Origin of the sequence: Halorubrum coriense DSM 10284, from assembly GCF_000337035.1 — an archaeon.
In the GTDB taxonomy this organism is placed as follows: domain Archaea; phylum Halobacteriota; class Halobacteria; order Halobacteriales; family Haloferacaceae; genus Halorubrum; species Halorubrum coriense.
This window is the reverse complement of sequence record NZ_AOJL01000036.1, coordinates 108787-131510: the sequence shown is the minus strand read 5'-3', so window position 1 is coordinate 131510 and position 22724 is coordinate 108787. Positions and strand designations below refer to the sequence as shown.

Annotated in this window: 19 protein-coding genes; 10 read left to right on the top strand and 9 right to left on the bottom strand. The window is 61.4% G+C overall.

Annotated features, from left to right (window positions below; all coding sequences use genetic code 11):
- Position 1: 1 nt before the first annotated feature.
- Positions 2 to 1351 carry a sulfatase gene (locus tag C464_RS09475; RefSeq protein ID WP_049911017.1) on the bottom strand — a complete coding sequence of 450 codons (1350 nt, stop codon included), beginning with the start codon at positions 1349 to 1351 and terminating at the stop codon, positions 2 to 4.
- A gap of 74 nt (positions 1352 to 1425) precedes the next feature.
- Positions 1426 to 2061, bottom strand: coding sequence for an IS6 family transposase (locus C464_RS17460; RefSeq protein ID WP_080510421.1), 636 nt, complete (start codon positions 2059 to 2061; stop codon positions 1426 to 1428).
- A 125-nt stretch (positions 2062 to 2186) separates the two neighbouring features.
- Here C464_RS17460 and C464_RS18505 point away from each other — a divergent pair, with 125 nt between their 5' ends.
- Positions 2187 to 3305 carry a glycosyltransferase family protein gene (locus tag C464_RS18505; RefSeq protein ID WP_152420917.1) on the top strand — a complete coding sequence of 373 codons (1119 nt, stop codon included), beginning with the start codon at positions 2187 to 2189 and terminating at the stop codon, positions 3303 to 3305.
- Between the two features lie 33 nt (positions 3306 to 3338).
- Positions 3339 to 4154, top strand: a complete 816-nt coding sequence (locus C464_RS17455; RefSeq protein WP_080510420.1) for an FkbM family methyltransferase — start codon at positions 3339 to 3341, stop codon at positions 4152 to 4154.
- A 225-nt stretch (positions 4155 to 4379) separates the two neighbouring features.
- On the opposite strand, the gene C464_RS17450 is transcribed toward C464_RS17455, so the two are convergent.
- The gene (locus tag C464_RS17450; RefSeq protein WP_161781671.1) at positions 4380 to 5180 is read right to left on the bottom strand and encodes a glycosyltransferase; all 801 of its coding nucleotides are present in this window, start codon (positions 5178 to 5180) and stop codon (positions 4380 to 4382) included.
- Between the two features lie 375 nt (positions 5181 to 5555).
- Between C464_RS17450 and C464_RS17445 the strand changes: the two genes are divergently transcribed.
- Positions 5556 to 6290, top strand: coding sequence for a formyltransferase family protein (locus C464_RS17445; RefSeq protein WP_006113466.1), 735 nt, complete (start codon positions 5556 to 5558; stop codon positions 6288 to 6290).
- An 8-nt stretch (positions 6291 to 6298) separates the two neighbouring features.
- Here the strand turns inward: C464_RS17445 and C464_RS09460 are convergent, their stop codons facing one another.
- From C464_RS09460 to aglG, 3 genes are all read right to left on the bottom strand, one after another.
- The gene (locus C464_RS09460) at positions 6299 to 7291 is read right to left on the bottom strand and encodes an NAD-dependent epimerase/dehydratase family protein (RefSeq protein ID WP_006113465.1); all 993 of its coding nucleotides are present in this window, start codon (positions 7289 to 7291) and stop codon (positions 6299 to 6301) included.
- A 127-nt stretch (positions 7292 to 7418) separates the two neighbouring features.
- Positions 7419 to 8588, bottom strand: a complete 1170-nt coding sequence (locus C464_RS09455) for a DegT/DnrJ/EryC1/StrS family aminotransferase (RefSeq protein WP_080510418.1) — start codon at positions 8586 to 8588, stop codon at positions 7419 to 7421.
- A gap of 111 nt (positions 8589 to 8699) precedes the next feature.
- Entirely contained in the window at positions 8700 to 9617 is a 918-nt protein-coding gene (aglG, locus tag C464_RS09450) for a glucosyl-dolichyl phosphate glucuronosyltransferase (RefSeq protein ID WP_006113463.1), read from the bottom strand.
- A 145-nt stretch (positions 9618 to 9762) separates the two neighbouring features.
- Between aglG and C464_RS09445 the strand changes: the two genes are divergently transcribed.
- From C464_RS09445 to C464_RS09420, 6 genes are all read left to right on the top strand, one after another.
- A complete protein-coding gene (locus tag C464_RS09445; RefSeq protein ID WP_006113462.1) occupies positions 9763 to 12897 on the top strand; it encodes an oligosaccharyl transferase, archaeosortase A system-associated in 3135 nt (1044 codons plus the stop codon).
- A 42-nt stretch (positions 12898 to 12939) separates the two neighbouring features.
- On the top strand, positions 12940 to 13884 hold the full coding sequence (locus tag C464_RS09440) for a DUF368 domain-containing protein (protein ID WP_006113461.1): 945 nt from the start codon (positions 12940 to 12942) through the stop codon (positions 13882 to 13884).
- 93 nt (positions 13885 to 13977) lie between these two features.
- Positions 13978 to 14538 (top strand): thioredoxin family protein, encoded by a 561-nt coding sequence (locus C464_RS09435; RefSeq protein ID WP_006113460.1) that lies wholly within the window; start codon positions 13978 to 13980, stop codon positions 14536 to 14538.
- 91 nt (positions 14539 to 14629) lie between these two features.
- On the top strand, positions 14630 to 15325 hold the full coding sequence (locus C464_RS09430) for a hypothetical protein (protein ID WP_006113459.1): 696 nt from the start codon (positions 14630 to 14632) through the stop codon (positions 15323 to 15325).
- A 78-nt stretch (positions 15326 to 15403) separates the two neighbouring features.
- Positions 15404 to 15820: an MPN domain-containing protein gene (locus C464_RS09425; RefSeq protein WP_006113458.1), complete on the top strand. Its 417-nt coding sequence runs from the start codon at positions 15404 to 15406 to the stop codon at positions 15818 to 15820.
- A 46-nt stretch (positions 15821 to 15866) separates the two neighbouring features.
- Positions 15867 to 16193, top strand: coding sequence for a DUF5789 family protein (locus tag C464_RS09420; RefSeq protein ID WP_006113457.1), 327 nt, complete (start codon positions 15867 to 15869; stop codon positions 16191 to 16193).
- 36 nt (positions 16194 to 16229) lie between these two features.
- On the opposite strand, the gene C464_RS09415 is transcribed toward C464_RS09420, so the two are convergent.
- The 3 genes from C464_RS09415 to C464_RS09405 all read right to left on the bottom strand — a co-directional run bounded on the left by C464_RS09415 (position 16230) and on the right by C464_RS09405 (position 19483).
- A complete protein-coding gene (locus C464_RS09415; protein ID WP_006113456.1) occupies positions 16230 to 16544 on the bottom strand; it encodes a PRC-barrel domain-containing protein in 315 nt (104 codons plus the stop codon).
- 90 nt (positions 16545 to 16634) lie between these two features.
- Positions 16635 to 18914 carry an LUD domain-containing protein gene (locus tag C464_RS09410; RefSeq protein ID WP_006113455.1) on the bottom strand — a complete coding sequence of 760 codons (2280 nt, stop codon included), beginning with the start codon at positions 18912 to 18914 and terminating at the stop codon, positions 16635 to 16637.
- Positions 18911 to 19483 carry an LUD domain-containing protein gene (locus C464_RS09405; RefSeq protein WP_006113454.1) on the bottom strand — a complete coding sequence of 191 codons (573 nt, stop codon included), beginning with the start codon at positions 19481 to 19483 and terminating at the stop codon, positions 18911 to 18913. The genes C464_RS09410 and C464_RS09405 overlap by 4 nt, the downstream gene beginning before the upstream one ends.
- Before the next feature lie 157 nt (positions 19484 to 19640).
- Here C464_RS09405 and C464_RS09400 point away from each other — a divergent pair, with 157 nt between their 5' ends.
- Positions 19641 to 22718 (top strand): FAD-binding and (Fe-S)-binding domain-containing protein, encoded by a 3078-nt coding sequence (locus C464_RS09400; protein WP_006113453.1) that lies wholly within the window; start codon positions 19641 to 19643, stop codon positions 22716 to 22718.
- Positions 22719 to 22724 lie beyond the last annotated feature (6 nt).

Sequence of the window (22724 nt, the reverse complement as noted above, 5' to 3'; positions counted from 1 at the left end):
GTCAAGTCTTGTATCCGAGTTTCTCTAGACGGTCTTGAACCACTTCGTCCATTTCCACGTCGCCTGCGTCCATCGACGTTTCAGAGACCAGTTTCCGGTGCTCCTCTATCTTAGATCGGATCTCAGACAAGGCAGGCGGATTTTCACCTCTGATGTCGTTCTTCTCTTCCGGGTCTGTAGTTAGATCGTATAATTGTTCGTTGTCTTGCTTTTTTATATACTTCCAATCGTGGGAGCGGTAGAAGAACCGATCCGGTTCGCCGTCAGATCCTCCCCAATCCCCGATAACGTGGTCTCGTTCCCAGATACCGTTAGTAACAACCGAGATGAGGCTATTACCATAGAAATTGTCTGGGATGTCACACCCAGCGTACTCCGCGATCGTGGGAGCAATATCTACGAGGCCAACTATCTCATCGTGTTCTCCCGTGGTACCGTCGTCGATTATTAGCGGTACGTGGATCCCTTCATCATGGACAGTGTTGTGGCTGTACTGCCCGTGTTCATAGAACTCTTCACCATGGTCCGCGGTGATCATCACGATCGTATCTTCGCCCCACGAATCCTTCACCTCATCGACGAGGCGTCCTACCTCGTGATCGGTAAACCGTATCTCGGCGTCGTACAGGTCAATGAGATCTTGTCGTTCCTCTCGGGTAATCTCGTCGGGCGACTCCAACATCTTCCTCCGGAGCTTGATTGACCGTCTATCGCTTATCGGCGAGTCGCGGAACTGAAGCTGGTACTCCTCCGGTGGTACGTATGGATGATGTACGTCCATATAATGCGTCCAGAGGAACCGATCGTCAGAATCGGTCTGATTTACCCATTCAATCGATCGATCGGTGATCGCGTCTGCCTTCACATAGCTAGAACCGACGTTGAGGCCGGCGTTCTTTTCTGTCGCGTCGTAGAGACTCTGTAGAACCCCATACAAGAGGCTGTCTTGATCGAGGTTCGTTTTAATGAGCTGTCTGAGCTTCGCAGTGAGACCTGGGTCGGTCTTAGAGTCGTAGAAGGTATCAAAGCCGCGCTCATACCCGAAGTCCGCACAGAGAAACAAATTTGAATGAAATCCCGCGGTAGAGGAGTCCTCTTCCTTCAGCACCTCCGAAATGAGCGCTCTTCCTTCAGTTATTCTTTCGTAGCCTCCGTACATATTGGTATAGGACGAGCTAAGAATGGTAGGGAAAGAGGCCCGTGTCATCCCTGCATGTGAGAAGACGTTGGAGAATCGATGGGATCTTTCTGCGATATCGTCTATGTTTGGAGATGTATCTCTGTTATAATTGTAGCTACCTAGATGATCGTGACGCAAAGAATCAATTGTTATCAGAACAATATCAGTCATTGTATAGTGGGATTATACTCAGGGTATTACAAGCTTCGGTAGCATATACTGTTGCCCAAGATACACGGTCGTGTTCAGATAAGCTGATTCCATGCGAACGCGAACGATCTCAGCCACTCGTCAGCAGTTTCTGCTTTGGCGTTGCTAAAACAGTTTGAGAAACTGGTAGTTCTGCGTTTTATCTCACGAAAGATACGTTCGATGCTGTTCCGATTTCCATGTCGTTCGTATCTGAAATTGAGGCCATGTTTTTCACATGCTCGGTGAAGTGGAACCGCACCATCAACAAGAAAGATCGCGTCGTCCACGTCGTGTTTTTCGCGGAGTTCCGCGAAAAACTGATCCGCGATCACGTTTGTTCTCGTCGGTTCAAGCTTTGTGTGTAGCAGATCGTTCGAATCTGGATCGACGGCAGCGTACAGCCAATATTGTTCATCATCAAGTTGAATCACAGTTTTATCAACCGCAACGTGATTCGGGCTCTGCCCTGGTTTCGGCTGTAAATCAGCCTTGTGAACCCAGTTATGAACGGTAGATCGAACCCGATCAACACCAAATACCTCAAGAAAAGAAACAGTATTCGAAAGCGATAATCCAGCCAGATGGAGCTGAATACTGAGCTTCATCAACAGTTTCGGTGTTGCTTCTCGCTCCATAAACTCTAAGTTGATCTCTTCTAAACAGCCGCTGAGGCGGTCGTTTTCGGGCATAGATCACTTTGAAAACGCACCGCCTCTCCTTTCAATCCTTATCTGAACACCGCAAGATACACTAGATACACTGGCATATAAAAAGAGAATGTTTTCAAGTATGGGGTAGAAGCGCTAATCAAGCTATGAATCGGGTGCTAATGATCTCTAATAATCGTACACGTGAGATGGGGGGCGGACCCGAGAAAGAGGCGAACAAAGAGTTGCTGCGCGAGCAAGGGTGGGAAGTCGAAATAGGGTATGTTCCCGATCCATCGATCTCCGGCATCCTAAAAGAGGTTCCTAAGCTCACTCGCCGTGTACGTTCAGATGATATCGATGTGATGGTGACTCACTGTAGCCCTCCTGAGTTACACGCTCTTGGATACATATTGAAGAAAATCACAGGGGAGCCATGGTTGGCAGAATTCCGTGATCCTCTAGCGACAAATGTTCATGTAGACACTGGATCCTACTCTCATCTCCAGAGACGCATTTTGGAAGAACGTGTTGTTATATCTACAGATCAAGTAGTATGGTGGGATGGCATTCAGATGAATGACAATCACTTCAAGCAATCTTATCCAGATCTACCCGAATCAAAATTCTATAAGATACCTTATTTAGGATTTGGTGGTGTTGAAGTTGAGAAATTTAACAGGATAAGCACCGAAAAGTTTGATAATTTCACAATTACATACGCGGGCTCTTTCTATGACGGATGGATCGAGCCATACGGATTCTTAGAGGGTTTGAGCGAGTACGTGAGGCGTCACGGTAGTGGAGGAATACAGACTCAGTTCTACGGTGACTGGAAAGAGGAATACCAGCAGAAAGTGTGTGAAGAGAATCTAGAGGATATCGTGACTACATATGACCCAGTGCCATACAATGAAATTATCCCTATTCTAAAGAAGTCTCATCTGCTTCTGTACGTCGGCGGTAATGATCCGCGCAACCGACAAAATATCTCGTTGAAAATGGCAGATTACATTGCCGCCGAATCACCAATCTTGGGTGTAATTGATCCGACTTTTCGTGCTGGAGAGTTCATAAGAAAAGAAAATGTTGGAGTCACCGCCCATCCGAAAGAGCCAGATTCGGTAGCCGATGCGATCCACACCATTCGTACAGCCGATTTTAATTACGATCCAAATAGATATATGAAGAATAGATTCGATAGCCGCCAAGCTATGGAAGAGTATACACATATCCTCAATACGGTTTCCGAAGGTGAACGATATACAAAAAAGAATCAGAGATAGCCGGATTTAAATACTCAGAACGCCGGATCACGAATGATTACCATGCTTTATGAAATTGGTCAGAAACTTCCAAGACCAATCGGTAGACTTGGAGCAAGTGTCCTTGTTAAAGTAAATCAACTTCGGGGAACTAATCAGTTCCGATATAACTGTTCAGGGGCAGAGTTCGTGTATGGGTATCAGGATACGACGACTTTTTTGAGGCAGTACGATTGTATCGACGTTGAGCGCGGCCGTACAGCATTAGAAGACATACCTCTTTCGTATTTCGAACTCTCTGATCATGACGCAGCATTAGACGTTGGTGCTCACTTTGGGCTCTATACTGTCATCCTGGGAAGAATGAACCCAGACCTTCCGATTCTTGTATTTGAGCCGAACCAGTATAATCGTTCAGTTCTCAAACAGAATTCGGAACTGAATGATTTTGACTCGTCTCGGGTTAGGATCTTGGATACAATTGTTGCCGGTGAATCTGGTTCTGTTACATTTCACGAAGATAGATCAACGACCGGATCCCCCAGAGACACACTTTCACCGGGAGAAGACACGGAAAAGTTCACAGAGACGGTGGAACGTGATAGCAAATCTTTATCTGATATATTTAAATCCCACAACATTAAAAAGCCATTTGTGAAGCTTGATATTGAAGGCGCTGAGGATGAGGTTATCGCAGATTTGCTGTCTGCAGATATAGAAAGTTTCGCAGGGATCGTAGAGATTCACTCTGACCGTCTTGGCGATGGAGAAAACACTGTATTAGACCAATTTGACAGCCATGATGTCTCGTATGAGATTGTAAAAAAACACCCAATAAAACCACAAGCATACTACTTTAAAAGTAGTTAGGGATAGAAAATGTAATTATTTAGTAACGTCTCAAAGAGACAAGTCATTTCATACCACCCTAGATTACAGAGATATATCATAACTATTATATAAAATGGAATACACTATACCAGATACTCTGAAGTTCGGTGAATTGTCACCTCGGTACAGAAGGAATTTAGAGCGACACAGACAGAATATCAATACGTAGGCTTGAAAACATCTAGTTAGTAACAGTCTGTTCTATCAATGATTATTTTCAGACACGGAGTCAAGGACCTCTGCTAATTCATCCATCTTGTGCGACCTGCTGAACTCGTCAAAAGTGGTTTTATTGGACACATACTGGAATTCCCCCGAAAGCATTCTTTCGATAGCATCGGCTATCTCCTCCCTGTTATCGGGGTGAACCACAACCCCCAAGCCGTTCTCTTCGATGAGTTGGGCGACACGGAAGGAGGGATCTACGACGGCGAGTATCGGCGTCTTCGCGCCCATGTAATCCCAAATTTTCGATGGAACGCTGAGTCTATTCTCCGGATCCTTACCACCTATATATACAACAATGTCGGATCCTTTGAGCAGAGGTATGATCTTCTCATGAGGGACAAAATTGTACGTATTAACAAACTCAACGAGGTTGAGTTTTTCCACTGCTCCTTGGTACTCATCACTCCAGTCACCATAGAATTGTAGGGTTAGTTCGTCTCCCTCAGGTTCGTTTTTATTCACATAATCCGAAAAGCCTCTGAGGAGTTCATACGGTTCTATCCATCCTTCGTAAAAAGAGCCGGCATAAGTAATAGTAGAAGCTTCATAATTTTCAGTCGGTACAGACTCAAATTTTCCCGCCTCAAAACCGAGGAAGGGGAGTTCTTTGAACTGTTTTTCGGCGAGGTTTGGATAAGTCTCTATAAAGTACTTTTTTTGCATTTGTATCCCGTCCATCCAAATTACGCGGTTAGCGAAACGTACTGTGAGGCTCTCGATAATCTTCGCAAGATACATTTCGAATGTACCGTCTTCCCTATCAGGGTTTCTTACCATAGGGTCACGGAATTCAGCGAGCCAAGGTAAGCGTGTCAAGAGAGATATTAGCAACCCTATCACGTGGAGGTGCATCGGATTACTTATTGAGTGTATCACGTCAACATCCTCTTGATTGGCACGCCGCCAACATCTAAACAGACTGGGTAAGAAAGAATAGAGATACGGTTGAGGTACATACCCTATTATTACTTCCCACCCTCTTTGTTCAAGTAGACGCTGCCTTGTCTCTACTTTTTCTGCTCGCCCTCCTGTCTCGTGAGGGGCCTTATTAGAAATTAACAGTACCTTCACAATCTGTGTAGCCTTCGATAACTTGACGCAGAAAGGTTATGAATTCAGTAGTTTTATATATCAAAGATACTGGGATGACTTATGATAGAAATAGCATTTCTGGGAATTAATGATGTAGGGGAACGTATCTACGATTGGCTAGTAAGCCGTGATGATACGAAGGTACAGGGCATATTTACAGAAAATGAACAACTGAATATACTAAAGGATATCGAACCAGATCTTATTCTTTCTGTAGGATATAGACATATTGTCCCAGAAGAGATTCTAGAGGTACCTGAATACGGTGCGATAAATCTTCATAAATCGTATCTTCCATACAACAGAGGGGCAAACCCCAACGTTTGGAGTATCATCGAAAATAATCCAGCAGGTACTTCAATACATTATATGACGTCTGATGTGGACCAAGGCCCGATTATAGATCGACAAAAAGTTCATATTGATCCCAAAGATGATGCACGAGATTTGTACGAGCGTCTCGAAGATACACAGGTTGAGCAGTTCAAGCGGATGTGGGACCAGATTCGCGAGAGTGACGTAGGTACTATTGAACAACAGTTGAACGAAGGAACGTACCATTACAAGCGGGATTTCACGGATCTATGGGAGTTAAATCTCGACAAAAAAGTCAGGATCGGTGACTTCATAGATAGGCTCCGGGCACTCACATTCCCTCCGTACAATAACGCTTACTTCAAAAAGAACGGTAAAAAATATTATTTAGAAGTACATATTGAGTCAGAGTCGGATGAAGTAGAAAATAGTGCTGAACCAAAAAAAGTTCCAAATTACACACATAAAAACGGTGAATAAATATAGATCTACATGTAGGGATACTCAGAGTTCCTGAAGTTGTCTTTCTCGTAGTTAGTGATGTTCTCCTCTTCCATCCATTCTTTAATCTCTTGCACCCCGTCTGCGATATCGTGTTTCGCCTCCCAGCCGAGAATATGGTTGATCTTGTCGAAGCTCACGCGATACGTTCGCTCGTCTTCCTTGTGTTCGACGAACCGAACCTCAGCACCGTCGACGTTATCTTCGACGATCTGTCCTACCTTTTTGATCTGGTAGTTCAGATCGTTGTCGCCGACGTTGAACGTCTGATGCGCGACTTTCTCTGTATCGGCTTCTAGCACAGCCGCGAACGCTCGGGCGGCGTCGTGAACGTGGACGAGTGGCCGGTACTGCTCCCCACCGAAAACCGGAATATCCCCCTCTAAGACGGCTTTCGCAGTTAATATATTGACAACGAGATCGAAACGCATCCGGCGAGACCATCCGAAGATCGTACCGAGCCGAAGGATCGTCGGCGTGATCTCGTTGTCGGAGAACATATCGTGCGTCTCGTGGAGAATGATTTCCTCGGAATCGATCTTCGACTCGGCGTACAACGAGAGCGGATTGAGGTACGAGCCCTCGTTTAACTCCATAAGCTGGCTGGCTCCGTACACCGAACAGGTCGACGCGAAAACGAGACGCTGAATATCGTGGAGCTTACAGACTTCGACGAGTGATTTGGTGGCCTCTACATTCACTGCTTGCGTCGCTTGCTCGTTGACACCGCAGGCGGGGTCGCCGACGATCCCTGCGAGGTGAATCACGGCGTCGCATCCCTCTACGGCGTATGAGAGATCCTCGATGTGCCGGATATCGCCCTTGCGGACTTCCAACCGCTCGTTTTTGCGGAGGGATTCAAGTGCATTATCTCCCCAGAGCATCGAGTCGAGAACCCGGACCTCATGGCCGTTGTCGAGTACTTCTTCAACGACGTAGTTGCCGATGTAACCGGCACCACCTGTTAGGAGTACTTTCACGTTCGGTGACTTCCAATCGACAGATTAAATCTGTTATGACATTCGACTCCCCGGAGTTTTGAACCGCGGCTGGAATAGATCCACTCTCGTCAATCCGAACTAAGTCGTCAATCCAGCAACAAATGTCCTATCTCACCTGTGCGACGGTGTCGAATTCTCTGACGGTTTCGATGACGTACTGAATTTCCTCTTCAGTGAGGTTGGGATGATTCGGAAGTCCGATCATGCTCCCGACAACGGCCTCTACGTTAGGGAGGGAGAGGTCATAGTCGTGGTCATTCGGGTTTGCGCTCCAAGGGAAGTCCGAATTGAACCCACGGTGACGAGCGAAGACCGGCTGATCGTAGAGAGGGTCATTGTATCTGTGCCGCGTCTCGACACCCTGTTCGCGAAGATTCTCCCAAACTTCTTTTCCGGACATGCCAATCTTTTCCGTCTGAACTTCAAAGGGTGCCCAAAAGTACGCGTGTTCGACGTAATCGCGTACCGTAGCTGGCTGAAGCCAGTTCAGGTCGTCAAGCGCATCAAGCAGTCTCCCACTAATCTCCTTTCTTCGCTCATTAAACCGGTTAAGCCGGTCAATTTGTGCTGTCCCAATAGCCCCATTCAGTTCACTCATTCGGTAGTTGTACCCGAGAGTCACGTGCTGGTCTCGGTTAGCCATCCCATGACTTCGAAGCATCCGAAGCTGTTCTGCGACTGCGTCGTTATCTGTCGTCACGATGCCGCCCTCACCTGTGGTTATGTTTTTCGTGGCGTAGAATGAGAAACAGCCCACATCACCGATCGAACCAACGATGTCGTTCTTGTATGATGCTCCGTGTGCCTGTGCCGCGTCCTCGATGACATATAGATCGTGTTCATCCGCGAACGCTCGGATCTCGTCCATCTCCGCAGGGTGGCCATATAAATGGACAGGCATAATCGCGAATGTCTCGTCGGAGAGGCACCGCTCAAGATCCGTATGATCGAGGGTGTAGAGTTCTCGGTCGATGTCAGCGAACACCGGAACACCGGCTTGGTGGACCACAGCGGTAGCTGTCGATCCGAAAGTAAGTGATGGAACGATAACCTCGTCACCGGGCTCCAATCCCAGTGCTTTCAGAGATAGTTGGATTGCCGCTGTTCCGTTAGTAACGGCAACTGCGTTTTTTGTACCTACGTAATTTGCCCATTTTTTTTCGAATTCCTCAACAAACTCACCCTGTAAAAACCGACCAGAATCGAGAACATTTCTCAGGTTTTCCCGCTCTTCATCGCCAATGATTGGTTCAGCGACATCCACGTGATCGTCCATATACGCACTACAGGATATCGAATCAAGAAACCAGCGGTGAAGTATGATGACTGGAGGAAATGGAAAATGCACATAATCGTATTCAAAACAGATCTGCTAAGTCATTCTACGTTAGCGGCTTACGACGGCATACAAGTAGCCACACCCAACAGTGAAAGTAAAGCAGAAGAGACAGATCAGCCGTTCTAGCTTCGGTCGAGAGGGTGTACTGAGAGTGTTTCTCAGGCGCTTCGGAACAAAGTCTAGTATCAATCGATACAGAAACGCCCCCTCTTCTCTCCCGCCGTCGTCGACAAGCGACTCCATCGCCCGCTTCGAGTATCCCTGCCAAAACGCGCGGTCAACCAACCACCAGAAGTCTGTCCGGTACTCGAACACCTTGTGTGCCACCTCGGCTTCCGGGTCGTACCACACGCCCTGCCCGTACTCTTCCCGCATCCGGGCACACAGCTCAGTCTCTCCCCCCTGAAGATTCTTGTCACCCTTCCGCCCGCCGATGTCGACATCGAACCCGCCCAACTCTGCGAACACGTCCGTCCGGAACGAGATATTCGACCCGAAGGTGTTCCGCACCTCGCCTGGCCCGTCCGCAAATCCGCGATGGGTAACGCCGACTAACCAATAGAACTCTTCGGGAAGAAACGACGGCTTCCCCGCGACCCACTCGGGCGTCATCTTCCCGCCGGCCGCGACAGCGTCCTCCTCCTCGTAGGCGCGAACCAGCCGCTCGGCCCACGCCTCGTCCGCAATCGCGTCGTCGTCGATGAACGCGACTACGTCGCCGGAGGCCAGCTCCGCACCGCGGTTCCGACTCGCCAGCAGCCCCACGTTCTCGTCGTTACACGCGATCACCGCGTCCTCGCGGTCGCCGTAGTTCTCTGCGACGCGCTCGTACACCTCCGGCGTCCCGTCGACGACCACGACGAGTTCGACATCGTCGTGCGTCTGCGCGAGGACGCTGTCGGCCGCCTCGCGGAAGTGTTCGTACATGTCCAGCGTGTACGTACAGACGACGACAGAGACCTTCACACCGAGACGCTTTCGACGCGAGCGCTTAGGGTTTCCGTCTCGGGTCCCGCACCGGAACGCGTTCGACCGCGGACACCCCCGGAAAGGCGCAGCGGGCGCGGGTATATGACAAGCCTTATGCGCGTTTTGCCAGTGCCTTGCGGTAATGAGCGATTCGAACGATCCGCCGGACGAATCGGACTCGTCCCCGTCCGATCTCCTCGCGCGGTGGTACCACGTTCCCGCCCTCCTCGGCGTGGTCGCGTTCATGCTGTGGACGCGGCTGCGCTCGTACGGGAACTTCATTCAGAACGGTGAGGTGTACTTCCGCGGCAACGACGCGTGGTATCACTTCCGTACGACGAACTACCTGCTCGAAAACTGGCCGAGTACGCTCCCGTACGACGTCTGGACCGGCTTCCCGTTCGGGACGAACGCCGGCCAGTTCGGCACGCTGTGGGACCACATCATGGCTGTCGGGATCTGGATCGCCCGACCGATCATGGGCAGCGCCGAGGAGGTCATGCTCGTCATGGCACCCATCGTCGGCGCGCTCGTGGCGGTACCGACGTACTTCATCGCGCGGCGGTTCGTCGACCGCGTGCCGGCCCTCGCCGGTGCGGTGACGCTGGCGCTGTTCTCCGGGACTTTCCTCCGATACACCCTCGTCGGTTTCCCCGACCACAGCGTGGCCGAGGTTTTCTTCCAGAGCACTGCTATCCTCGCGTTCCTCGCCGCCCTCGGGGCCGCGAAACGCGAGAAGCCGGTGTGGGAGCTCGTCGTCGACCGAGATTGGGACGCGCTCCGCAAGCCCATCGTGTACGCCGCCGCGGCCGGCGTGGCGCTCGGGCTCTACATCTGGACGTGGCAGCCGGGTATCCTGATGGTCGGCTTCACCGGGATATTCCTCGCGGTCAAGATCACGAGCGACACGTACCACGGTAAGAGCCCGGAGCCGGTCGCGTTCGTCGGCGCGGTCGCGATGAGCGTCGCGGGCGTGATGCAGGTCATCCCGCTCGACACGTTTTCGTTCGAACCGAGCGAGTACTCACTTTTACAGCTTATCGCACCGCTTGTCGTCGCACTCGGCGCAGTTTTCCTCGCGTGGCTCGCCCGGCAGTGGGAGACGCGTGACCTCAGTACCGACAGCTACCCAGCAGCCGTCGGCGGCCTCGTGCTCGCCTCCGCCGGCGTCGTCTGGCTCGCGATTCCGTCGCTGTGGTCGACAGTTATCGGGAGCCTCCTCAACACCGTCGCGTTCAGCGCGTCGGCCGGCGCACGTACTATCGGCGAAGCCCAGCCCCCGCTCCAGAACGCGCAGTTCACCGACTTCGTGCTCTCGCAGTACGGGCTCGCATTCTTCCTCGCGCTCGCTGCTGTCCTCTACATCGTCGCCCGTCCCCTCTACCGGTCGGATAACACCAACCACACGCTGTACATCCCGGCCGCGCTCGCGGTCGTCGGCTCCGTCTACGCCGTCCCACAGGCCTACTCGGCGATCGGCGGCGTCGTCGGCGTCGACTGGCAGGTGATCGGCCTGCTCATCGCCGCAGCCCTCCTCGTCGGCGCGACGCTGCTCGTCGAGTACGACGCCGAGGAGCTGTACTTCGTCGTGTGGGCGGCGTTCATCGGGAGCGCCGCGTTCACTCAGGGCCGCTTCAACTACTACCTCGCCGTCGTCGTCGCGGTCGGCACGGCGTACTTCCTCCAGGTCGCGCTCGACGCCCTCGATCTCACCTCCCTCGACGCGGTCCGCGACATCGAGGGGTGGCAGGTGCTCACCCTCGCGGCCGTCCTCGCCGTCCTCGTCGTCCCACTCGTCGGCGTCGCCACACCGGTCTGGCAGGCGGGCAACTCCAGCCAACCGGGCAGCGTCGTCCAGTGGGACGAGAGCCTCCAGTGGATGAACGACGAGACGCCGACGCCGGGCGAACTCGAAGGCGCGGACAACCCCATGGAGCTGTACGGCACCTACGAGCGTCCCGCGGACGGCGACTTCGAGTACCCCGAGGGCGCGTACGGCGTCCAGTCGTGGTGGGACTACGGCCACTGGATCACCACGCGCGCCGAGCGCATCCCGAACGCCAACCCGTTCCAGCAGAACGCGGGCGAAGCCGCGGACTACCTGCTCGCACCGAGCGAGGAGGAGGCGGCCGAGGTGCTCGCGAGCCAGAGCGCCGAGGGCGCGAACACCCGGTACGTGATGGTCGACTGGCAGATGGCGTCGCCGAACTCCAAGTTCAACGCGCCGGTGACGTTCTACTCGGGCAACGAGACGGTGCGCGACTTCAACGAGGTGCTCTACCAGCGCGTCGAGGGCCCGCAGGGCCAGCGGGGCGGGCTCCGCGCCGCGCTCCAGACGCGCACCCAGCGCTACCACGAGAGCCAGATGATCCGGCTCTACCAGCACTACGGGAGCGCGGTCGAGCCGGACCCGGTCGTGCTCGACTACGAGCGCCAGACCGCACAGACGAACGCGGGCGAGCAGGTGGAGATCAAGGTCCTCCCGAGCGAGGGACAGGCGGTCCGCCGGTTCGACAACCTCTCCGCGGCGCGGTCGTACGTCGAGGAGGACGGCTCCGCGCAGGTCGGCGGCGTCATGGGCGTGCCCTCCGAGCGCGTCGACGCGCTCGAACACTACCGGCTGGTTCACGCCACGCAGGCCCCCGGCCGGTCGCCGTACGCCCAGCAGGCGCAGATCCTCGCCCAGCGGTTCGGCGTCGACCTCCAGGCGACGTTCGGCGAGTCGCTGTTTGGCGCGTTCGGCGACGACTTCGTCAAGACGTTCGAACGCGTGCCCGGCGCGACCGTCGAGGGCTCGGGCGCTGCGCCCGGGCAAGAGGTCGAGGCGACCGTCCAGCTCCGGAAGCCGAACGGGCAGACGTTCGAGTACACGCAGTACGCGACCGCGGACGACGACGGGAGCTTCGAGCTCACGCTCCCGTACTCGACGACGGGCTACGACGAGTTCGGCCCCGAGAACGGGTACACGAACACGAGCGTCCGCGCGACCGGACCGTACAACGTCACCACCGCGCAGACGACCGGCGACGACCTGTACACGATCCGGCGCGTCGGGCAGGTCGAGGTGACCGAGGGTCAGGTCGTCGGCGCGGACGACGCGGCGGCGACGGTCGAACTGGCAGAGGAGGTCGTCGACTGCCCGAGCGGCGACCCCGAGTGTCCGGTCGACGACGACGGCGACACGACGAACTCGACGGACGCCGGCTCGCTGATCGGCACCGAACCGACCGCGGCGGCGGCGAGCGATCTGACGGTCGCGGTCGACGCGGCGGCCTGAGACCCGTCCCTTCATAACCGCGGCTCCGTTTCTTGCGAGCAGATGGCCGGACTCCGCGCGTGGGTGACGATTTATCTCAAAGGCGTCGCGATGGGGAGCGCCGACGCCGTGCCGGGCGTCTCCGGCGGGACCATCGCGCTCATCGTCGGCGTCTACGAGCGGCTCGTGGCCGCGATCACGGCCGCGACGCCCTCGCGGCTCCGGCGGATACTCGCGGGGCTCCGTTCGGGCGGTCGCGACGACGCGTTGACCGCGGTCCGCGAGCTCGACGCCGGCTTCCTCCTCGCGCTCGGGGCCGGGATCGCCACCGCGGTCGTCGCGGTGTTGAGCGGCGTCGACTACCTGCTCACGACGCGGCCGGTGGCGACGTACGGGTTCTTCTTCGGGCTGATCGCCGCGAGCGCGGGCGTCCTCCTCGCCGACGTCGACCTCGCGACGCCGACGCGGAAGGCGGCCGCGGTCGGCGGCTTCGCGCTCGCCTTCCTCGCGTCGGGGTTCGCCTCCGCCGCGGTGGCGAGCTCGCTGCCGGTGGTCGCCGTCGCGGGCGCGGTGGCGGTCAGCGCGATGATCCTCCCGGGCATCTCCGGCTCGCTGCTACTGATCGTCCTCGGCCAGTACGACTACATGGCGGGGACGGTCGGCCGGTTCGTCGACGGCGCGATCGCGTTCGCGCTCGGGCGCGGCACGGACGGCATCGTCGAGACCGCACCGGTCGTCGCCGCGTTCTGCGCCGGCGGCGTCGTCGGCCTCGTCACCATCGCGCACGCCGTCCGGTACGCCCTCGCCCGCGCCCGCGCCGCCACGATGGCCTTCCTCGTGAGCCTCGTCGTCGGCGCGCTCCGCGCGCCCCTCGCCGAGACGACGGCCGTCCTCGCCGAGAGCGGCGAGTCGTGGCGGGCGGCCGCGCCGCGGTTCGCGCTGGCCGCGCTGGCCGGGGCGGGGCTCGTGGTCGTGTTGAACCGCTACTCCGCCGCGATCGAGTACTGACCCGGAGCGAGGTTCGCTCGGCCGTGCCGGGAGTTCCTCGCGCGCCCGTCGAGCCGCAGAATGTCTTTCCTGCTCCCGCCCGTACGTCGAGACATGGTCCAGACGGAATCCGACTCGGCGCTCGACCGCGGCGACGCCGCGCCCGACTTCGAACTGCCCGGCGCGGACGGCGAGACGCACGCGCTCGACGACTTCGAAGCGGACGCGTTACTCGTCGTGTTCACCTGTAACCACTGCCCGTACGCGAAGGCGAAGATCGGCCTGCTGAACAACCTCGCGTCCGAGTACGACGACCTCGCCGTCGTCGGTATCAATCCCAACGACGCGGACGAGTACCCCGCCGACTCCCTCGACGCGATGCGCGAGGCGGTGGCGGACGGAACCGTCGCGTACGACGCGTACCTCCGTGACGAGACCGGCGAGGTCGCGGCCGCCTACGACGCGGTGTGTACCCCCGACCCGTTCCTCTTCGGCCGCGAGGACGGCGCGTGGCGGCTCCGCTATCACGGGCGGCTCGACGACGCGCTCAACCCCGACGACGAGCCGACGGAGTTCTACGTTCCCGACGCGGTCGACGCCGTCCTCGCGGGCGACGACGTCGATATCCCCGACCGTCCCTCCCGCGGCTGTTCGATCAAGTGGTCGGGCGAGTAGGACGGTCTCGCCCGGCGCGCGTCCCAGCGCCGGATCGCCGTGCCGCCGGAGACGGGTTAAAAAGGGTCCGGACCGAACAACCGGTATGAGCATGAAAGGCGACGAGCCGGACCTCCACGAGATCGATCGCTACGACAGCGGCGTCGGCTGGATCGCGTACCCCGACGAAGTGATGGAACGCGCGAGCCACGCCTTCGCGGTCGCGAACGAGGAGGCGGACGAAGACGACGTGTGGGTCGTCGACCCGGTCGACGCGCCCGGCGTCGATGACCTCCTCGACGAGCTGGGGACCGTCGCCGGCGTCGTGATCGGGCTCGATCGCCACGTGCGCGACAGCGCCGCGGTCGCCGAGCGCCACGACGTGCCGGTGTACGTCGCCGAGTGGATGACCGGCGTTACCGAGGATCTCGGGCCGGACGTCGAGATCGAGCGGTTCGGGTCCCGGCTCGCGGACACCGGCTTCGAGGCGATCCGGATCCGCGACTCCTCGCTGCCGCCGTGGCAGGAGGTCGGCTTCTTCGACGGCGAGACGCTGATCGTCCCCGAGTCGCTCGGCAGCGGGTCGTACTTCCGCGGCGACCGCGAGCGGCTCGGCGTCCACCCGATGTTGCGGATCACGCCGCCGACGAGCGCCCTCTCCGGGCTCGACCCCGAGCGCGTCCTCGTCGGACACGGCGTCGGCGTCCACGAGCGCGCGGCCGTCGCCTTGGAGGACGCCCTCTCGGACTCGCGGCGGAAGGCCCCCGGGCTGTACGCGAAGACGCTCGCGTCCGCGCTGCCGTTCTGAGCGCGGCCGAGACGCCCGCCGAGGGCGGCGACCCGTGCGTGACCTTTTGCCAGTCCGCCTCGTAGCGTGGGGCGAACCGTGATCTACGTCACCCGCGACCTGCTGACCGTGCTCCGCGAGCGCGCCGCGAGCGAGGACCCCGACGAGGTGAACGTCCGGCTCTCGGCGACGCCGGCCGGGGAGTTCGAGGCGGACCTCGGGCTCGACCCCGAGACGCCGGTGGTGACGCACTTCACGCTCCCGTCGGTGGGGAGCTCCGTCAGCTCCGTGTTCGGCGTCGACCTCGGCGCGCCGGCCGGGGAGGGCGGCGCGCGCTTCCTCTCGCATCCGGACGGCTTCCTCGGCGTGTCGCGGACCGACGACCTCGCGGCCGTGGTGATCGTCGCGGTCCCGCCGTACGACGGCGACTCGGTCGCCGCCTTCGACCGGGCCGGCGACGGGGTCGAACTCGCCGTCGTCGACGCCGCCCCGCCGACCGAGTCCGTCCCGGAGTGAGCGGAGAACAGGGGTTTCAAGCCGCCGGAGGGTGTACCGGAGCGTAATGGCAGCACGGCCACCCGGCGGCGGCGATACGAAGGAGCCCGAGGCGATCGAGTTCGGCATCGCCGCGCTCGACGCCCGGCTCGACGAGGCGGACGTGTCGTTTCCCGCGACGGCCGCGGAGCTCCGCGACGCGCTCGGCGACCAGGAGATCCCCTACGACGCGCAGGGGCGGTCGCTCTCGATCGCGGACGCGCTCGACCGCGTGCCCCAACAGCAGTTCGACAACGAGACGGCGTTTCTCGACGCGCTCTACCCCGTGTTCGACGAGGCCCGCCGCAAGGAGCGCGGCGTGATCGCCAGCCTCCGCGACGCGTTACCGTTCTGAGACGGGGCCGGCGGCACCGCGGTCACCGAGTCCCGGTCAGCGCGACTCCGGCCGGGCCTCGATCTCGTTCGCCTCCTCCTCCGACTCGCCCGCGTCGTAGCGCTCGATGACGTCGTTGATCAGGACGACGTCGCCGACGGCGCGGACCCACCGGTACGGGACGATGACGCCCGTCGACCCGCTCACCTGGCCGGCGAACAGCTCGTGGTTGAGCTCGGCGAGCGCGAGACCGGTCACGGCGCGGGCGTCCAAGTCGAGCTGGATGTCCTCGATCTCGCCGACGAAGACGCCGTTGCTCGAGTACACCTCGCGACCGACCAGCGACGTGATCTCTTCGGGGGCTGCGTTCATACCTGATACGGTCACGAGCGCGCCTAATAAGCGTTCGTTGTCGAACGACGCGCGTCCGACGCCGGCGGCTCCCGCGCGGCGCGCGCCCCGCTACTCCCGGGGCGCGACGACCTCGATCGGGTGCGTCGGGGCGGCGCCGAGCAGGGCGTCGAGCTGTTCGGTACAGGACGTGCCGGGCGCGACGACGACCCGGTCGGTGTCGCCGAACTGCTCGCGCAGCGGCTCGCCGACGTCCATGCTCAGCTCGTAGTACTCCGACTTGTAGCCGAACGAGCCGGCCATCCCGCAACACTCCGTCTCGGAGACGCGCACGTCGTAGCCGAGGCGCTCGAACACCGCGGTCGCGTACTCGCCCACACCGATCGTCCGGGCCTGACAGTGCGGGTGGTACGCGATCCGCTTCCCCGAGGCCACCGGACCGGTCCCCCCGGCGGGCGCGCGCAGCGCGGCCGGGTCCCCACCGCTCTCCAAGAGGCCGAACACGTACTCCATGACGTCGTAGCTCGCGTCGGCGAGCCGCTCGTGGGAGTCGGGCGGGAGGAACCGCTCGTACTCGCGGCGGAACGTCGCGAGGTCGCTCGGCTCGACCACGACCACGTCGCGCCCGGCGTCGACGTGGGGCGCGAGGCCGGCGTAGACGTCCTCGGCGGCGGCCTCGGCGGTCGCGACCATCCCCTGCGAGAGGGGCGGCCGACCGCTTCCCGGAAGGGCCGGCACGCGGACGTGGACCCCGAGCGCCTCCAGCGCGCGCACGGTGGCCTTCCCGCGCTCGACGTCGACGTAGTTGGTGGCGGTGTCGGGGTAGACGACGGCTTCTCGGGTCGCCTCGGCGGCCGGGACGGCCGGGCCGCCGCGGGCCTCGAACCACTCGACGAGCGACTCGTTCGCGAACTCGGGGAGGTCGCGCCGGCGGTCGATCCCGGCGACCCGCTCGGCGACGGCGCGCACCGGGCCGGCGTCCGCGAGGCGGTTGGCGATCGGGGCGGTCCGGTGGCCCCACTTCGCGAGCGTCGCGTAGTTGCCGACCAGCCGCGTGGCGAGGTCGAGGCCGCCGGGCTCCTCGTCGGGGACGAGCTCCTCGAACGCCCAGTCGAGCTGGCTCGGGTCGGCCTCGCCGCGGTTGATCCGGTCGCGGACGGCCGTGTTGATCCACGGGATGTCGATGCCGACCGGACAGGCCGGCACGCAGCGCGAGCAGCCGGTACAGAGGTCGTTGAACTCGCTCGCCACGTCGAGCCCCTCGATCCCCGCCTCCCAGCCCGTGGCGATGCCGCCGGAGTAGGTCTCGCCGCCGAACGCGTGGCCGCCGACGCTCTGGAAATTCCCGCAGGCGTTCGAGCAGGCCGAACACCGGATACAGTACAGCGTCTCCTTCAGCTCCTCGTCGTCGCGCATCGCCATGCGCCCGTTGTCGATGAGGACGAGGTGGAACTCGCGGTCGTCGCCGGTGCCGTCGGCGAGGGGCTCGCCGTCGTCGTCGAAGTCGGGCACCGGCGAGTCGACCGGCGGGGTGAGCGTGGAGATGTAGGAGGTCACGTCTTGGCCCGTGCCCGACCGCCCGATCAGCTCGACGAAGGGGGAGAACTCCTCGACGGTCGGGACGAGCTTCTCGACGCCCGCGACCGCGACGTGGGTGTCGGTCGCCGTCACCGTCTTCCGGGCGTTCCCCTCGCTGGTGACGAGGAGCATGGTTCCGGAGTCGGCCGCGACGAAGTTCGCGCCGGTCATCCCGAGGTCGGCGTCCTCGACCAGTTCGCCGAGCCGCTCGCGGGCGAACATGGTGAGCTCCTCGGCGGTCTCGGGCGGGTCGTCGGGGTCGAACCGCTCGGCGAACAGCTCGGCGATGCCCTCTCGGGACTTGTGGATCGCCGGCGCGACGATGTGCGAGGGCTCCTCGTCGGCCAGTTGGAGGACCCACTCGCCGAGGTCGGTCTCGACGACATCGACGCCGTCGGCCGCGAGCGCGTCGTTCACCTCGATCTCCTCCGACGTCATCGACTTCGACTTCACCGCGCGCTCTGCGCCGCGCTCGGCCGCGACCTCGCGGATGTACCGGTTCGCGTCGGCCGCGTCGTCGGCGAGGTAGACCGTCCCGCCGTTCGCCTCGACCGTCTCCCGAACCTCGTCGATGAGGTCGGGGAGCCGCTCGATCGCGTCCTCCTTTATCGAGCGCGCCTCCTCTTTCAGCGCCTCGTAGTCGTCGAGCCGGCCGGTCGACTCGTAGCGGCCCTCGTTGAACCCGCGGGTGTTCGCCGCGACCGCGTCGCCCTCGGTGGCGAGCAGCTCGCGGATCCGGTCGGCCTTCCCCTCGCGGTCCAGACCGCTCGTCGCTTCCGCGCCGCCGGAGCCGGGCTCGGCGTCGCTGCTCATCGGCCTCCCTCCGGACCGTCGAGCGACCCCTCCGCCATGTCGCGGTCGCGCAACAGGACCACGTGGACGGCCTTCGGCCCGTGGGCCCCGTGGACGAGCCCGCCCATGTCCGCGGTCGCGCTCGGCCCGGTGGCGAACACCACGTCGACCGACTCGTCGCGCGACCGCGGGCCGAGCCAGTCGAACGCGTCGGCCATGTCCGGGACGAGGTCCGTCTCGCGGAGGACGACGACGTGGCGGTCGACGAAGAGGCTCACCGGCTCCGTCCCGGCCGCGTCCGCCTCCAGAGCGACGCTCCCGTACGCGGCGACGCCGAGCGACGCCGCGGTGACGCCGGTGTGGGCGGCGCGCAGGTCGGCGGTCGTCGGCTCCGTCTCGACGCGGTCGGGGAGCGACGCCGGCGAGTCGGCGAGCGCGTCCGGCCCCGAACGGCCGAGCGGCACGCCCACGGCCGGATCGCCCGCGGCCGCGTCGACCATGGCCGCGCACTCCTCGGGCGGTCCCGCGGAGACTTCGACGCCGAGATCGGCGAGCCGACCGGCGAACGTCGACGTGTCTGCGAGTGTCATACCCGTTTCGTTCGCCGGCCGGCATATGGGTGTTGCGGCCGTTCCCGGCGGGTAGCATCGGTCCGACCGGTGCGGGCGCGACGCGACCCGGACGGGCGAATTCCCGCACGGCGCGGACGGCAGGAGCTTTTTCATTGCTCGACCGTGAGGGACTCACATGGCGACTCACACCCCCGGCCCCGACCCGACGGACGGCGGGGACTTCGACTACACCGGCGGCGCGGTCGAGCGACCGGACCTCGTCGACGCGCTCGACGAGCGCGTCGCGGGCGACGTGCGGTTCGACGACTACTCGAAGCGGCTGTACGCGACGGACGCGTCCGCGTACGAGGTGACGCCCATCGGCGTCGTGATCCCCGAGTCGACCGCGGACGTCGCGGCCGTCCACGAGTACTGCTTCGCGGAGGGGATCCCGGTCCTCCCGCGGGGCGGCGGCACCTCCCTCGCCGGCCAGAGCGTCAACGAGGCGGTCGTCCTCGACCTGACCGCCGAGATGGACGGCGTGCTGTCGACCGACCCCGACGGGGAGCGGGCCCGCGTCCAGGCGGGCGCGTACGTGGGCGACCTCAACGCCGCGGTCGAGCCGCACGGGCTGAAGTTCGCGCCCGACCCGGCGTGGCGCGACAAGTCCGCGGTCGGCGGCGCGATCGGGAACAACTCCACCGGCGCGCACTCGCTGAAGTACGGCAAGACGGACCACTACGTCGAGGAGCTGGAGGTCGTCCTCGCGGACGGCACGGTGGCGACCTTCGGCGAGGTCGCGGTCGAGGAGCTCCGCGCGTCCGCCGATCCGGAAGCGGACGACCTCCTCCCGCGGATCCACGCCGAGATCGTGCGCATTCTCGACGAGGCGGCCGACGAGATCGACGAGCGGTTCCCGGAGCTGAAGCGGAACGTCTCCGGCTACAACCTCGACCGGCTGCTCGCCGAGTACCGCGGCGAGTACGGCGAGGCGGGCGTCGTCAACCTCGGCCGCCTCATGGCGGGCAGCGAGGGGACGCTCGCGACCGTCACCGAGGCGACCGTCTCGCTCGTCGAGATACCCGAGACGAAGGCGGTCGCGCTGCTCACCTACGACGACCTCCTCGACGCGATGGAGGACGTGGCGGCGTGCCTCGAACACGACCCCGCCGCCGTCGAGGTGATGGACGACGTGCTCTTAGGCCTCGCCGCCGACACGCCGGAGTTCGAGGACGTCGTCGGGATGCTCCCCGACGGCACCGACTCCGTGCTGCTCGTCGAGTTCTACGCCGAGGACGACGCGGCGGGGAGACAGAAGGTCGCGGACCTGATCGCGGACCGGGTGGGAGCCGCCGAGGCCGCGGCGGGGGCCGGCGTCGAGACGGCGGCCGAGCCGAGCGCCGGGGCCGCCGAGACGACGAGCCACCCCCGCCGGGCGGCGCACGCGATGGAAGCGCACGACCCCGCCGAACGCGACCGCTTCTGGAAGATGCGGAAGGCGGGGCTCCCGATCCTGCTCTCCCGCACGACCGACGAGAAGCACATCTCCTTCATCGAGGACTGCGCGATCCCGCCGGAACACCTCCCGGAGTACACCCGCGAGTTCCAAGCGATCCTCGAGGACAACGACACGTTCGCCACCTTCTACGCACACGCCGGGCCAGGGGTGTTGCACATCCGTCCGCTGATCAACACGAAGGACGTCGACGACGTCGAGGCGATGGTCGACATCGCCGACCGCGTCACGGACGCCGTGGTGCGGCTCGGCGGCTCCGTCTCGGGCGAGCACGGCGACGGCCGCGCGCGGACCCAGTGGAACCGGAAGCTGTACGGCGACGACCTCTGGGACGCCTTCCGCGACCTCAAGACCGCGTTCGACCCGGACTGGCTGCTCAACCCGGGGAACGTCTGCGGCAACGTCGACATGCGCGAGAACCTCCGGTTCGACGCCGACTACGAGTACGACGCCGGCTTCGACCCCGCGATGGAGTGGGCGGTCGACAACGGGATGCAGGGGATGGTCGAGCTCTGTCACGGCTGCGGCGGCTGCCGCGGCCCGCAGGAGACAACCGGCGGCGTGATGTGCCCCACCTACCGCGCCGCCGATGAGGAGGTTCAGTCGACCCGCGGCCGGGCGAACATGCTCCGCGGGGCCATCTCCGGGGAACTCCCGGACGACCCGACCGACGACGAGTTCGTCACCGAGGTGATGGACCTCTGTGTCGGCTGTAAGGGCTGTAAGGTGGACTGCCCAAGCGGCGTCGACATGGCGAAGCTGAAAGCCGAGGTGGAACACGCGCACCACGAGGAACACGGGGTCGACCTCCGGACGCGGCTGCTCGGGCGCTTCGAGTCGCTCGCGCCGCTCGCCTCGCGGTTCGCGCCGCTCTCGAACCTCCCGAACAAGATCCCCGGGGGCGGACTCCTCGCGGAGAAGGCGTTGGGGATCGCGAAGGAGCGCGACCTCCCCGAGTTCCGCTCGGAGACGCTCGTCGACTGGTTCGAGGCCCGCGGCGGCGCGGGCGTCCCGCGGGACGAGGCCGACCGCGACGTGCTGCTGTTCCCCGACGTGTACACCACCTACACGGACCCCGGCGCGGGGAAGGCCGCGGTGCGGGTGCTCGAGGCCGCGAACTGCCACGTCGAGATCCCCGACGTCGACGGGAGCGGGCGGCCGCCGCACTCGAAGGGGATGCTCGACGTGTCGCGCGCGACGGCGAGAGACGCCGTGGAGACGCTCGCGCCCCGGGTCCGCGACGACTGGGAAGTCGTGGTCGTCGAGCCCTCGGACGCCGTCATGCTCCAGTCCGACTACCACGACCTGCTCGACGGCGACGCCAGCGATGTGCCCGACGCCGACGTGGCCGCCGTCTCGGAGCACGCCTACGGGATCATGGAGTACGTCGACGCCCACCGGCTCGACGAGTCCCTCTCCCTCGACGCGCCCACCGAGTCGCTCACCTACCACGGCCACTGTCACCAGAAGGCGACGAAGAAGGACCACCACGCGGTCGGCGTGCTCCGGCGCGCGGGCTACGGCGTCGACCCGGTTGACTCCTCCTGTTGCGGGATGGCGGGGTCGTTCGGCTACGAGGCCGAGCACTACGCGATGAGCAAGGCGATCGGCGAGAACCTCTTCGAGCAGGTGGACGCCAGCGACGGCGACGCCCTCGTCGCGCCGGGGACGTCCTGCCGGACCCAGCTGGAGGAGGGGCCCGGCGAGGTGCCGGAGCCGTCGCACCCGGTGGAGAAGCTGGCGGCCGCGCTGGCGTAGCGGGAT

Bases quoted from the DNA above. Each gene is read 5' to 3' on its own strand.
- C464_RS09475 (WP_049911017.1), bottom strand. From the start codon at position 1,351: ATGACTGATATTGTTCTGATAACAATTGATTCTTTGCGTCACGATCAT.
- C464_RS17460 (WP_080510421.1), bottom strand. From the start codon at position 2,061: ATGCCCGAAAACGACCGCCTCAGCGGCTGTTTAGAAGAGATCAACTTA.
- C464_RS18505 (WP_152420917.1), top strand. From the start codon at position 2,187: ATGAATCGGGTGCTAATGATCTCTAATAATCGTACACGTGAGATGGGG.
- C464_RS17455 (WP_080510420.1), top strand. From the start codon at position 3,339: ATGATTACCATGCTTTATGAAATTGGTCAGAAACTTCCAAGACCAATC.
- C464_RS17450 (WP_161781671.1), bottom strand. From the start codon at position 5,180: ATGGTAAGAAACCCTGATAGGGAAGACGGTACATTCGAAATGTATCTT.
- C464_RS17445 (WP_006113466.1), top strand. From the start codon at position 5,556: ATGATAGAAATAGCATTTCTGGGAATTAATGATGTAGGGGAACGTATC.
- C464_RS09455 (WP_080510418.1), bottom strand. From the start codon at position 8,588: ATGGACGATCACGTGGATGTCGCTGAACCAATCATTGGCGATGAAGAG.
- C464_RS09445 (WP_006113462.1), top strand. From the start codon at position 9,763: ATGAGCGATTCGAACGATCCGCCGGACGAATCGGACTCGTCCCCGTCC.
- C464_RS09440 (WP_006113461.1), top strand. From the start codon at position 12,940: ATGGCCGGACTCCGCGCGTGGGTGACGATTTATCTCAAAGGCGTCGCG.
- C464_RS09435 (WP_006113460.1), top strand. From the start codon at position 13,978: ATGGTCCAGACGGAATCCGACTCGGCGCTCGACCGCGGCGACGCCGCG.
- C464_RS09430 (WP_006113459.1), top strand. From the start codon at position 14,630: ATGAAAGGCGACGAGCCGGACCTCCACGAGATCGATCGCTACGACAGC.
- C464_RS09420 (WP_006113457.1), top strand. From the start codon at position 15,867: ATGGCAGCACGGCCACCCGGCGGCGGCGATACGAAGGAGCCCGAGGCG.
- C464_RS09415 (WP_006113456.1), bottom strand. From the start codon at position 16,544: ATGAACGCAGCCCCCGAAGAGATCACGTCGCTGGTCGGTCGCGAGGTG.
- C464_RS09410 (WP_006113455.1), bottom strand. From the start codon at position 18,914: ATGAGCAGCGACGCCGAGCCCGGCTCCGGCGGCGCGGAAGCGACGAGC.
- C464_RS09405 (WP_006113454.1), bottom strand. From the start codon at position 19,483: ATGACACTCGCAGACACGTCGACGTTCGCCGGTCGGCTCGCCGATCTC.
- C464_RS09400 (WP_006113453.1), top strand. From the start codon at position 19,641: ATGGCGACTCACACCCCCGGCCCCGACCCGACGGACGGCGGGGACTTC.